We start from the raw sequence: 12,669 nt of genomic DNA on the forward strand, positions 1-12,669 counted from the left end.
GTCCCACGTACTGGCCGCTGGGGCGCATGCGCAGGGGGCGTTCGTCGTACTCCTCCAGGGCGTGCGCGATCCAGCCCGCCGTACGGGCCACCGCGAAGATCGTCTCGCCTGCCTCGGCGGGCATCCCGGAGGAGGCCGTGAAGACGGCGAGCGCCAGGTCGACATTGGCCCGCAGGTCGGTGTGGCGGGCGGTGGTGGCCACGACGTCCCGGGCGGCGGCGAGTGCGGCGGCCGCCTTGGGCTTGTTCTCCAGGAGGGTGAACAGCGCCTGCGCGCGCGGGTCCTCGCCGGTGTAGAGGCGGTGCCCGAGGCCGGGTACGCGACGGCCCGCGCGGAGTTCGTCGGCCACGACGGGGGCCGCGCTGCCGCGATCGAGCACGTCCAGGAGCATGCGGTGGGCCATGCCGCTGGCCGCGCCGTGCAGCGGGCCCTCAAGGACGCCGAGCCCCGCCGACACGGCCGCGTAGGGGTGGGCGCGTGCCGAAGCGGCGACCCGGACGGCCAGGGTGGATGCGGCCAGGTCGTGGTCGACGAGCAGGGCGAGGGCGGTGTCCAGGATGTGCAGCGAGACCTCGTCGGGCTTGACGCCGGTCAACCTCGTCCACAGGCGATGGGCCAGCGGGCCGTCGTCGTGGCGGCCCGACGGTACCGGCGGGAGCGCGGCCACGAGGGTCGGGATCAACGTGCGTCCGGTGCCGATGACCGCCTCCGCGGAGAGGTCGAAGCGGAGCGGGTCCGCCGCGGCGGCGGAGATGGCGGCCACGCGGAGCCGGTCGGTGGGCCCGCTGTGCTCGGGCAGCGCGTCGACGGCCCTGCGGGCGGCGGTGGCGGTCTCCCCGGGGGCGGTGAAGGCGACGCCCGGACGCAGGACGCCGGTCCACAGCCACTCGGCCACCTCTTCGTAGGAGTGGTCCAGTGCGAGCCGTACGGCGTCGACCCCGCGGAAGTAGTAGCGGTCACCGTCGATGAGCGTGATGCGGGTGCGTACGGAGAGCTGGTCGCCCGTGGTCGACGCCGCGGGCTCACGGCGGTTTCTGCGGGCCAGCGCCTCGACCTCTCCCGGGTCGAACGTGCTGCCCCGGGAGCCCGGGCCGCGGCGGCTGCTGAGTTGGCCGCGGCTCACGTAGGCGTACACGGTCTCGGGCTTCACGCCGAGCAGTTCGGCGGCCTCTTTGGTGCTCAGCCGCCGACCCTCGGGCGCGGTTCCTTGCTCCGTCATGGGCGTCACCGTATCGGCACCCACGACATGTGGATGCGCATATTGATCCAATCAATATTGACAGCGCCTTAGTCAAGCATGGACAGTCAAATCAAGTCCAGGGAGGAAAGTCGAGGAAGAACATGCCGATCAATGGCTCCGCCGCCGTCCCCGCCGTCCCCGCCGTCCCCACCGGCCCCGTCGAGGTCCCACGAGGACTCGCGGGTGTCGTCGTCACCGAGACCCGGCTCGGGGACGTGCGGGGATACGAGGGCTTCTACCACTACCGCCAGTACTCGGCCGTCGAGCTCGCGGAGAACCGCAGCTTCGAGGACGTTTGGTACCTGATGTTCCACGGCGAGCTGCCGGACGCCGGGCAGAGCGCAGCCTTCGCCGCTCGCACCGCCTCGCTGCGGCACCTCTCCGCCGGGGTGCGTGAGGCCCTGCCCGCCATCGCGCGCGCCGGTGTGCTCTCGGGCCCGCTGTCCGGGCTGCGCACCGCGCTGTCGCTCTTCGGGGCGTCGCAGGGGCTGCGCCCGGTATACGACATCGACGACGACCGCCGCCGGGCGGACGCCCTGGCCACCTCCGCCGTCGTGCCGACGCTGCTCACCGCGCTGTACCGGCTCGGCCAGGGGCTCGAACCCGTCGAACCGCGCGAGGACCTGTCGTACGCCGCGAACTACCTCTACATGCTCACGGGTGCCGAGCCGGACGCGGTGCGTACGCGGGCGATCGAGCAGTACTTGATCTCAACCATTGACCACGGGTTCAACGCCTCGACGTTCACGGCCCGGGTCATCACCTCGACCGGCGCGGACGTGGCGGCCTGTCTGGTGGGTGCGGTCGGCGCGCTGTCCGGCCCGCTGCACGGCGGTGCGCCGAGCCGGGCCCTGGACACCCTCGACGCGATCGGCACCGCCGACCGCATCGACGGCTGGATCCGCGAACGGGTCCTGGCGGGCGACCGCATCATGGGCTTCGGGCACCCGGTGTACCGCACGGAGGACCCGCGTTCGCGGATGCTGCGGGGGATCGCGCGGCAGTTCGGGGGTGACCTGGTGGAGTTCGCCGTGGAGGTCGAGCGCCGGGTCGAGGCGATCCTCGCCGAACTGAAGCCGGGGCGGGAGCTGCACACGAACGTGGAGTTCTACGCGGGCGTCGTCATGGAGCTGTGCGGGCTGCCGCGCGAGATGTTCACGCCGACGTTCGCCTGCGCGCGGGTGGTGGGCTGGGGGGCCAACATCCTGGAGCAGGCGCGTGATTCGAAGATCATCCGCCCGGCGGCGCGGTATGTGGGGGTGGAGCCGCCGGTCGTCGTGCCACCGGCTTCGGCGGCGTAGAAAGCACGCCGCCGGGCGGATGCGAGGTGGCTCGGGATCAGCTGTCGGGGATGTCGGCCTTGGCGCGCAGGAGTGTTTCCCTGGTGACGATGACGATGCGCTCGTAGTCGCCTCGGGACGCGTCTGAGGGGAGTTCGGCATCGAGTTTCGCGGTGGCATCCGTTCCGATCACCGCGAAATCTCCGTCGGACAATTCAAAGATATCCGGGCAGTTCTGTCCGGATACGCTGCCTCGCGCGCGTGGAGAGGCGCCGATCCGACGGATGATGTGGCTCACTTTTCTCCCTTTGGTCTCAATTTGACGCGCTTGCACTGAGACTGACCGGGCGTCCTTGTGGGCGTGCCTCGACCGGCGGCGTTGAGCGTCGGTTCTGGGTGGGGCGATTTCTTGCGCGGTCCGCGCAGTCAAGCAGCCCAAGTTGGCATTAAGTGAACGATCGACGCTTCTCGTGGTTTCTCACCCGTCCGCGTGATAGGCGCGGGCGGATGAGACGCGACGCGCGGAAGCGGCAGGTGCGGCGGGGGAGCGCGGCGGCACGGCGGTGGCACAACGGTGGCGTAGTGGTGGTGACGCATGGCGGGGGAAGCGTGCCGCCGTCGCGCGCGACCCCGGCGGGCTGCGGCTTTCGCGTCTCAGGGCTCTCTGCTCGGCGGCTCGCCGATGACCCACCATTCGTCGATGTCGGCCTCCTCCAGTTGCATCAGGAGGTCGTCCACCAAGTGTCCGAGTTCGGCCTCGTCGGAGGCGTCGGCGATCGTGGCCCTGTGGTGCCTGCCCGCATTCCAGTACTCCCGCACGATGGGGTTCTGGAAGATTCCGCGCACGAACCCGAAGAACTCGTCGCGGTCGATATTTCCGACGCGGTGGTAGAACAGCAGATTCGTGTAGAGGGCATTGGCGAAGAGGTACTGGCGGTGACGTTGCGGGGTGACGTCTTCCGCGTAGGTGTTCAGGACCTCGGCAAGATCCTGGTCGTCCATTGCCTTGCTCAGGAGTTCCCAGTGCAGGCGTTGTTGCATCGCGAGATTGGTGTCGTGCTGGCTGTGCGCGGTGTGTTCCAGGTGTTCGAGCCGGACGCGCAGGGTTTCGATCGTGTGGCGCTGCGCGGTCAGAACACCGATGGCTCCCGCCACGAGGCCGACCCCGGCCGCGACGGCGGGCCGGAGACTTCCGGCGGCGATCCTTATAGTGAGCATGTCAACCCCCGATTCAGGCGACCGTACGCCGGTCGTCGGGGTGCGGGTCGACAGAAAGCGGACCGGCGAGCGGTGGGCGGTGCGCTTGCCGTCTCCCAGGGTGCCGAGCGGCTCTGATCGGCGGGGAGGCGGAGAGGAGGCGCACAGAAGGATGCGGTGGTCGCACGATTCGACGCCGTGCCCAGTGTGTGCCCCGCGAGCGCCGCTAACAACCGTTCACTTCGCGGCCCCTCCACGCGCATGTGACGCCGCTTCTCCACGCGCATCCACACGGCTCCCGGGCCGCGCATATCCTGGGGCCCGTCTTATGCGTCGTACAGAATTCACCGATGTCCGTACGGGTGTCCGTACCCGCATCGGTGCGAGGAGTCCACGGTAGTGAACAAGCGGCAGATTCCCGTCGTCGTCCTCGCCGGGTTCCTCGGCTCCGGCAAGACCACCCTGCTCAACCACCTGCTGCACCGCAGCGGCGGCACCCGCATCGGGGCCATCGTCAACGACTTCGGGTCCATCGAGATCGACGCCATGTCCGTCGCCGGACAGCTCGGGGACTCCACCGTCTCGCTGGGCAACGGGTGTCTGTGCTGCGCCGTGGACGCCAGTGAGCTCGACGAGTACCTGGAGCGGCTCGCCCGTCCCGCGGCCCGGATCGACGTCATCGTCATCGAGGCCAGCGGGCTCGCCGAGCCGCAGGAGCTCGTCAGGATGCTGCTCGCCAGCGAGAACCCGCACATCGTCTACGGAGGGCTCGTCGAGGTCGTCGACGCCGCCGAGTTCGACGCGACCCGGGAGCGGCACCCCGAGGTGGACCGGCATCTGGGGATCGCCGATCTCGTCGTCGTCAACAAGACCGACCGGGTGCCGGACGCCGACCGTGAGCGCCTGCTCGACGTCGTCCGCGCTCTGGCCGGGCGCGCGGCCGTGGTCGCCGCCTCCTACGGGCGCGTCGACGTGGAGCTGTTCTTCGACCGGGCGCCCGTGGGGGAGCGGGTCGGGCAGCTCTCCTTCGACGACCTGCGCGACGACGAAGCGGACGACGGCGAGGGAGATGACGCCGAGGACGGCTGCTCCCACCAGGCCCACCCAGTCGGCCACGCCGACCACGGACGTCACCTGCACGCCGCCTACGAGAGCCTCTCCTTCACCTCGGAGGTGCCGCTCGGGCCGCGTCCGCTGATGGCGCTGCTCGACAGCAGGGCCGAGGGGCTGTACCGCATCAAGGGGTACGTCGATTTCGGCGCGTCCGATCCGCGGAACCGGTACGCCGTGCACGCCGTCGGGAGGTTCCTGCGGTTCTACCCGGAGCCCTGGGGGCCGGACGAGCCGCGGCTGACCCAGCTCGTGCTCATCGGGTCCGGCATCGACGTGGCGGGCCTGGAGAAGGACCTTGAGGCCTGTCGCGCCGACGCCCCGCACACCGCCGATGAACAGGGCATGTGGGGCGTACTGCGCTACGTGCAGGAGGCAGACCCGGCGGAGTAGCGCCGCGCCGCCGCCCGACCCGGCGGAACAGCGCCGCGCCGACGAGGGCGCGGCGGACCGGGAGCGGCGGGCCGGGAGCGGCGGGCTACACCGGTCCCGCCACCGCCGCCACCGGCTTCGCCAGGGAGACGCCCGAGCCGTCGCGGCGCGGGTCGATCTCCGGGAGCGTGGCCGGAGTGCCGTTGCGCTGCGCCGCGTGCGGGGGTGTCGGGCCCGCCCAGGCGAAGCTCAGGCAGTCCTCGCCCTTGAGGAACCGCTGGACGCGCACACCGCCCGTGGCGCGGCCCTTGCGTGGATACTGGTCGAACGGCGTGAGCTTCGCCGTGGTCTGGACGGAGTCGTCAAGGGTGCCGCGCGATCCCGCCACCGTGAAGACGACCGCGTCCACCGCGGGGTCGACCGCCGTGAAGGAGATCACCTTCGCCCCGGCCGTCAGCTTCACGCCCGTCATGCCGCCCGCGGGACGGCCCTGGGGACGCACCTGGGAGGCCTGGTAGCGCAGGAGCTGGGCGTCGTCGGTGATGAAGACCAGGTCCTCCTCGCCGGTGCGCAGCTCGGCCGCGCCGACGATCCGGTCGCCGTCCTTCAGGGTGATGACCTCGAGCTCCTCCTTGTTCGAGGGGTAGTCGGGCACCACCCGCTTGACCACGCCCTGCTCGGTGCCGAGTGCCAGGCCGGGCGAGGACTCGTCGAGGGTCATCAGGCAGATGAGCTTCTCGTCCTTCTCCAGCGGGAGCAGCTCGGAGACGGGCGCGCCTCCGGAGAGGCTGGGTGCGCCCATCGTCTCCGGGAGCTGCGGAAGGTCCACCACGGACAGGCGCAGGAGCCGTCCCTCGGAGGTGACGGCGCCGACCTCGCCGCGCGCGGTGGCGGGCACCGCCGAGACGATCACGTCGTGCTTGACGCGCTTGCCGCCGCCCTCGCCGAAGGGGTCGCCGTTGGCCGTGCGGGCCAGCAGGCCCGTGGACGACAGGAGCACGCGGCAGGGGTCGTCGGCGACCTGGAGCGAGACCGTGGCGGCGGGGGTGCCCGCCGACTCCAGGAGGACCGTGCGCCGGTCGGTGCCGAACTTCTTGGCCACCGAGGCCAGTTCGGAGGAGACCAGCTTGCGGAGCTCCGCATCGGAGTCCAGGATCCCGGTCAGCTCGTCGATCTCGCCGTTGAGCTTGTCGCGCTCGGACTCGAGCTCGATGCGGTCGAACTTGGTCAGGCGGCGCAGCGGGGTGTCCAGGATGTACTGCGTCTGGATGTCGCTCAGCGAGAAGCGCTCGATCAGGCGCTCCTTGGCCTGCGCGGAGTTCTCGCTGGAGCGGATGAGGCGGATGACCTCGTCGATGTCCAGGAGTGCGACCAGGAGGCCCTCGACCAGGTGCAGGCGGTCGCGCTTCTTGCCGCGGCGGAACTCGCTGCGCCGGCGCACCACGTTGAAACGGTGGTCGAGATAGACCTCGAGGAGTTCCTTGAGACCGAGGGTGAGGGGCTGGCCGTCGACCAGCGCCACGTTGTTGATGCCGAAGGACTCCTCCATCGGCGTCAGTTTGTAGAGCTGTTCCAGGACGGCTTCCGGGACGAAGCCGTTCTTGATCTCGATGACCAGGCGCAGGCCGTGCGCGCGGTCGGTGAGGTCCTTGACGTCGGCGATGCCCTGGAGCTTCTTGGAGCCGACCAGGTCCTTGATCTTGGAGATGACCTTCTCGGGTCCCACGGAGAAGGGCAGTTCGGTGACGACGAGACCCTTGCGGCGCGCCGTCACGTTCTCCACGGTGACCGTGGCGCGGATCTTGAAGCTGCCGCGGCCCGATTCGTAGGCGTCCCTGATGCCGGTCAGGCCGACGATCTTGCCGCCCGTGGGCAGGTCGGGGCCCGGCACGTACTTCATGAGCGTCTCGAGGTCGGCGCCCGGGTGCCTGATCAGATGGCGCGCGGCGGCGATGACCTCGCCGAGATTGTGCGGCGGCATATTCGTCGCCATGCCGACGGCGATGCCCGAGGCGCCGTTGACCAGGAGGTTCGGGTAGGCCGCCGGGAGGGCGGAGGGCTCCATCTCCTGGCCGTCGTAGTTCGGCTCGAAGTCGACCGTGTCCTCGTCGATCGACTCCGTCATGAGGCTCGTGGCGTCGGCCATCCGGCACTCGGTGTACCGCATCGCGGCCGGCGGGTCGTCGTTGCCGAGCGAGCCGAAGTTGCCGTGGCCGTCCACCAGGGGCAGGCGCATCGAGAAGGGCTGGGCCATGCGGACCAGCGCGTCATAGATCGACGCGTCGCCATGGGGGTGCAACTTACCCATGACCTCGCCGACGACGCGGGCGCACTTCACATAGCCGCGGTCCGGGCGGAGGCCCATCTCGTTCATCTGATACACGATCCTGCGGTGCACCGGCTTCATGCCGTCTCGGGCGTCCGGCAGGGCGCGGGAGTAGATGACCGAATACGCGTACTCGAGGAAGGAGCCCTGCATCTCGTCGACGACGTCGATGTCGAGGATCCTCTCCTCGAACGACTCGTCGGGCGGCGGGGTCTTCGTGCTGCGGCGGGCCATCGCTGCTGCGGCTCCTTCACCAAGCAAGTGCGGGTTCTGACGCCGACCATTGTGGACTGTCCCACTGACATCGCCGACCACGACCCGTGCCTCGGCGGCGTCGGAGGCGACTACGCCGTGAGCGGACCGGGAACTTCGTGAGGTGTCGGCGCGCTGCATACAGTGGCGGGACTCTCAGTAAGACCTCTGCTCCACCGACTGCTCCACCGACAGTGAATCCGCGGATTCCAGCGATCGAAGGGACGTACATGCCCATGGGTCACACGGCCACAGCCGAGGCCGGCTCCGGCGGCCTGACAGCGACCGAGCACCGGCTGGCCAATGGCCTGCGCGTGGTGCTCTCCGAGGACCACCTGACCCCGGTCGCCGCGGTGTGCCTCTGGTACGACGTCGGCTCGCGCCACGAGGTCAAGGGGCGAACCGGCCTCGCTCACCTTTTCGAGCACCTCATGTTCCAGGGTTCGAAGCAGGTCTCGAACAACGGCCACTTCGAGCTGGTCCAGGGCGCGGGCGGCTCGCTCAACGGCACGACGAGCTTCGAGCGCACGAACTACTTCGAGACGATGCCCGCCCACCAGCTGGAACTGGCCCTGTGGCTGGAGGCCGACCGGATGGGCTCGCTGCTCTCCGCCCTCGACGAGGAGTCGATGGAGAACCAGCGGGACGTCGTCAAGAACGAGCGCCGCCAGCGCTACGACAACGTTCCCTACGGCACCGCCTTCGAGAAGCTGACCGCGCTGTCGTACCCGGAGGGCCACCCCTACCACCACACGCCGATCGGCTCCATGGCCGACCTGGACGCGGCCACCCTGGAGGACGCGCGCCAGTTCTTCCGCACGTACTACGCGCCGAACAACGCCGTGCTCTCGGTCGTCGGCGACATCGACCCGGAGCAGACGCTGGCCTGGGTCGAGAAGTACTTCGGGTCCATCCCCTCGCACGACGGCAAGCAGCCGCCGCGTGACGGCTCCCTGCCCGAGCGGATCGGCAAGGAGCTGCGCGAGGTCGTCGAGGAGGAGGTCCCCGCCCGCGCCCTGATGGCCGCCTACCGGCTGCCGGAGGACGGCACGCGCGCGTGCGACGCGGCCGACCTCGCCCTGACCGTCCTGGGCAGCGGCGAGTCCTCGCGGCTCTACAACCGGCTGGTCCGCCGGGACCGCACCGCCGTCGCCGCCGGGTTCGGCCTGCTGCGGCTCGCCGGAGCGCCCTCGCTCGGCTGGCTCGACGTGAAGACCTCCGGCGATGTCGAGGTCCCGGTCATCGAGGCCGCCGTCGACGAGGAACTGGCCCGCTTCGCCGCGGAGGGCCCCACCCCGGAGGAGATGGAGCGCGCCCAGGCGCAGTTGGAGCGCGAGTGGCTCGACCGGCTCGGCACGGTCGCGGGCCGCGCGGACGAACTGTGCAGGTACGCGGTCCTCTTCGGTGACCCGCAGCTCGCCCTCACCGCCGTCGGGCGCGTCCTCGATGTCACCGCCGAGGAGGTCCAGGAGGTCGCCAAGGCCCGCCTGCGGCCCGACAACCGCGCGGTGCTCGTCTACGAGCCCACGCCCGCGGCGGAGGGCGCCGACGCGACCGCCGCCGACGAGACCGACGAGGAAGAGGAGGCGGCGAAGTGACCGAGGCCGCGACCATGCAGTTCCATCCGCAGCCACAGCCCGGCACCGCGAAGCCGTGGGCCTTCCCCGCGCCCGAGCGCGGCGCCCTGCCCAACGGCCTGACCGTGCTGCGCTGCAACCGCCCCGGCCAGCAGGTCGTCGCGGTCGAGGTGCACCTGGAGGCCCCGCTCGAGGCCGAGCCCGAGGGCCTCGACGGCGTCGCCACGATCATGGCGAGGGCCTTCAACGAAGGCACGGACAAGCACTCCGCGGAGGAGTTCGCCGCCGAGCTCGACCGCTGCGGCGCCACCATGGACGCGCACGCCGACCACCCCGGCGTCCGCGTCTCCCTCGAAGTGCCCGTCTCCCGCCTCCCCAAGGCGCTCGGGCTGCTCTCGGACGCCCTGCGCGCCCCCGCCTTCGCGGACAGCGAGATCGAGCGCCTGGTGCGCAACCGCCTGGACGAGATCCCGCACGAGGCCGCCAACCCGGCGCGCCGCGCCGCCAAGGAGCTCTCCAAGCAGCTCTTCCCCGCCGGATCGCGCATGTCGCGCCCGCGCCAGGGCACCGAGGAGACGGTCACCGCCATCGACTCGGCGGCGGTGCGCGCCTTCTACGAGAAGCACGTCCGTCCCGCGGCGGCCACCCTGGTCGTCGTCGGCGACCTGGAGGGCGTCGACCTGGACCAGGTCCTCGGCGACACCGTCGGCACCTGGACGGGCAGTACGGCCGAGCCGCGTCCCGTACCGGCCGTGACCGCCGACGACACCGGCCGCGTGGTCATCGTCGACCGCCCCGGCGCCGTCCAGACGCAGCTCCTGATCGGCCGCATCGGCCCGGACCGGCACGACCGCGTCTGGCCCGCCCAGGTCCTCGGCACGTACTGCCTGGGCGGCACCCTCACCTCCCGCCTGGACCGCGTCCTGCGGGAGGAGAAGGGCTACACCTACGGAGTGCGCGCCTTCGGCCAGGTCCTGCGCTCGGCGCCGGACGGCACGGGCGCCGCGATGCTCGCCATCAGCGGATCGGTCGACACGGAGTCGACGGGCCCCGCCCTTGAGGACCTCTGGACGGTGCTGCGCACGCTCGCCGCGGAGGGCCTGACCGACGCCGAGCGCGACGTCGCCGTGCAGAACCTGGTGGGCGTCGCCCCGCTCAAGTACGAGATGGCGGCCTCCGTGGCGGCCACGCTCGCCGACCAGGTCGAGCAGAACCTGCCGGACGACTTCCAGGCGCAGCTCTACCGCAAGCTGGCCGCCACCGGCACCGTGGAGGCCACCGCGGCCGTCGTGAGCGCCTTCCCGGAGGACCACCTGGTGACGATCCTCGTCGGCGACGCCGCGCGCATCGAGGAGCCCGTCAGGGCCCTCGGCATCGGCGACGTGAGCGTCGTCTCCGGCTGAGCGGGCGCCCGCGCGAGGTCCGAGGGAGGCCCCTGAGGGCTGAGCCGGGCCCGTGCGGGCTGAGTGGGAGTCAGGACATATCGGGACCCCGGTGGCGGTTTGGACCACCGGGGTCCTCATATGTCCGAATTGCTACGGAGGTTGCCTGTCTGCCGTGTGGCGTGCGCTACAAAAGCGGCGATCTGTTTGTCGTACGAAAGGCGACACGTTTAGCTTCAGTCCGGCTGTCCGCCACGCAGTACGCCGCAGCCGCGGCACCGGGCAGTCATCGCCGAGTCCCCGTACGGCGCGAGCCAGGGGAGCCGGGGACCCACACGTCCCTTGGGGTGAATCGGGAACCTTGCCGCGAGGCGAGGGACTCGTAGGAGACCTTCCTGCTCCGAACCCGTCAGCTAACCCGGTAGGCGAGAAGGAAGGAAAGGATCAACCGCCACATGGCGTTCACCCGTGCCACCGGGAAGCACCGTCGCCCGAGCCGCCTCACGCGCACCACCGCGAACGTCGCCGGGGTGGCCGCGATCACCACCACCGGAGTCATCGGAGGCCTGGCCGCTCCCGCGCTCGCCGCCGCCGACGACGCGGCCATGGAGCACACCGGGCTCACCCAGGCGATCTCCGTGGGCGACTCGCTCGCCGCGAGCATCGACGCGCAGGCCGCCGCGCAGCGCCAGGCCGCCGACGATGCCGCCGCCGCCAAGAAGGCCGAAGAGGCGGCCAAGAAGAAGGCCGCCGAGGAGAAGCGCAAGGCCGAGGCCGAGGCCAAGGCGAAGGCCAAGAAGGAGCACGAGGAGAAGGAGCGCGCCGCCCGCGCGGCCGAGCGCAAGCGACTGAACACCTACGTCGCTCCGATCTCCGGCTCCTACGTCTCCACCGGCTACCAGACCGGCGGCGCCATGTGGTCCTCCGGCAGCCACACCGGCATCGACTTCCACGCCGCCTCCGGCACCTCGGTGCACGCCGTCGGCGCGGGCACCGTGGTCGAGGCGGGCTGGGGCGGTGCCTACGGCAACAACGTCGTCATCAAGATGAACGACGGCACGTACACCCAGTACGGCCACATGTCCTCCCTCGGCGTCACCGTCGGCCAGACGGTCACCCCGGGCCAGCAGATCGGCCTCTCCGGCTCCACGGGCAACTCCAGCGGCCCGCACCTGCACTTCGAGGCCCGCACCGGCGAGCAGTACGGATCGGACATCGACCCGATCGCCTACCTCCGCGGACACGGTGTCGGCGTCTGACCGGCGCCCCCCGACCGCTGTACCGAAAGCCCCGGCTCGCCAAGAGCCGGGGCTTTCGTGGTCCTGGCCACCGGCTGGCCAAAAGATATCCATGAATTCCGGCCCCCCGTCGGCAGATTCGACTTCCTGCAATAGAGTCACGGAAGGAACGTCAATCGACCGCGTCGCGCGCGGAAAAGGCGGAGGTCCGTTCATGCGCATTCCCGCGCACTCTGTATGCACGGCCATACGGGACGACATCGTCTCCGGCGTCCACAGAAGAGGCGGGCGGCTCACCGAGGATCTCCTCGCGCGCCGGTACGGCGTCTCCCGCGTCCCGGTGCGCGAGGCCCTGCGCACCCTGGAGGCCGAGGGATTCGTCGTCACGCGCAGGCACGCGGGCGCGTGCGTCGCCGAGCCCACGGAGCAGGAGGCCGCCGACCTCCTGGAGGTCCGCCGGCTGCTCGAACCGCTGGCCGCGGCGCGCGCGGCCCACCGCCGCACCGACGCCCACCTCAAGGTCCTGCGCGGCCTCGTCAGGGTGGGCCAGGAGCGCGCCAGGAAGGGCCAGGGGGAGGATCTGCGCTCGCTGGACGGCTGGTTCCACGAGACGCTCGCCCAGGCGTCCGGCAACCCCGGGCTGATCGCGCTGCTCACCCAGCTCCGGCACAAGATCGCCTGGGTCTACGCCGTCG

General features: G+C 70.7%; 10 protein-coding genes and 1 riboswitch. Of the genes, 6 read left to right on the plus strand and 4 right to left on the minus strand.

Going from position 1 to position 12,669, the window contains the following annotated elements; translation table 11 throughout:
- Positions 1-1,219: citrate synthase (locus AB8Z36_RS13745; RefSeq protein ID WP_369213557.1), on the minus strand; the 1,219-nt coding region annotated here is incomplete at its 3' end.
- A gap of 122 nt (positions 1,220-1,341) precedes the next feature.
- Between AB8Z36_RS13745 and AB8Z36_RS13750 the strand changes: the two genes are divergently transcribed.
- The gene (locus AB8Z36_RS13750; protein WP_369213558.1) at positions 1,342-2,541 is read left to right on the plus strand and encodes a citrate synthase/methylcitrate synthase; all 1,200 of its coding nucleotides are present in this window, start codon (positions 1,342-1,344) and stop codon (positions 2,539-2,541) included.
- A 37-nt stretch (positions 2,542-2,578) separates the two neighbouring features.
- On the opposite strand, the gene AB8Z36_RS13755 is transcribed toward AB8Z36_RS13750, so the two are convergent.
- Together AB8Z36_RS13755 and AB8Z36_RS13760 are read right to left on the minus strand one after the other, a co-directional pair.
- Positions 2,579-2,818, minus strand: coding sequence for a hypothetical protein (locus AB8Z36_RS13755; protein ID WP_369213559.1), 240 nt, complete (start codon positions 2,816-2,818; stop codon positions 2,579-2,581).
- 356 nt (positions 2,819-3,174) lie between these two features.
- Positions 3,175-3,738, minus strand: a complete 564-nt coding sequence (locus tag AB8Z36_RS13760; protein ID WP_369213560.1) for a DUF6082 family protein — start codon at positions 3,736-3,738, stop codon at positions 3,175-3,177.
- A gap of 378 nt (positions 3,739-4,116) precedes the next feature.
- Between AB8Z36_RS13760 and AB8Z36_RS13765 the strand changes: the two genes are divergently transcribed.
- Positions 4,117-5,220 (plus strand): CobW family GTP-binding protein, encoded by a 1,104-nt coding sequence (locus AB8Z36_RS13765; protein WP_369213561.1) that lies wholly within the window; start codon positions 4,117-4,119, stop codon positions 5,218-5,220.
- Between the two features lie 85 nt (positions 5,221-5,305).
- On the opposite strand, the gene AB8Z36_RS13770 is transcribed toward AB8Z36_RS13765, so the two are convergent.
- Positions 5,306-7,759, minus strand: a complete 2,454-nt coding sequence (locus AB8Z36_RS13770) for a DNA gyrase/topoisomerase IV subunit A (protein WP_369213562.1) — start codon at positions 7,757-7,759, stop codon at positions 5,306-5,308.
- 248 nt (positions 7,760-8,007) lie between these two features.
- Between AB8Z36_RS13770 and AB8Z36_RS13775 the strand changes: the two genes are divergently transcribed.
- From AB8Z36_RS13775 to AB8Z36_RS13790, 4 genes are all read left to right on the plus strand, one after another.
- Complete coding sequence (locus AB8Z36_RS13775; RefSeq protein WP_369213563.1) at positions 8,008-9,375, plus strand: M16 family metallopeptidase; 1,368 nt, start codon at positions 8,008-8,010, stop codon at positions 9,373-9,375.
- The gene (locus tag AB8Z36_RS13780; RefSeq protein WP_369213564.1) at positions 9,372-10,757 is read left to right on the plus strand and encodes a M16 family metallopeptidase; all 1,386 of its coding nucleotides are present in this window, start codon (positions 9,372-9,374) and stop codon (positions 10,755-10,757) included. Before AB8Z36_RS13775 ends, AB8Z36_RS13780 begins: the two co-directional genes overlap by 4 nt.
- 259 nt (positions 10,758-11,016) lie before the next feature.
- A riboswitch (cyclic di-AMP (ydaO/yuaA leader) is annotated at positions 11,017-11,178 on the plus strand.
- A gap of 13 nt (positions 11,179-11,191) precedes the next feature.
- Positions 11,192-11,995: a M23 family metallopeptidase gene (locus AB8Z36_RS13785; RefSeq protein WP_369213565.1), complete on the plus strand. Its 804-nt coding sequence runs from the start codon at positions 11,192-11,194 to the stop codon at positions 11,993-11,995.
- Positions 11,996-12,188: 193 nt separating this feature from the next.
- A partial coding sequence (locus tag AB8Z36_RS13790; RefSeq protein WP_369213566.1) for a GntR family transcriptional regulator occupies positions 12,189-12,669 on the plus strand: 481 nt, incomplete at its 3' end.

This window comes from Streptomyces flavofungini, from assembly GCF_041028215.1.
Lineage (GTDB): Bacteria > Actinomycetota > Actinomycetes > Streptomycetales > Streptomycetaceae > Streptomyces > Streptomyces flavofungini_B.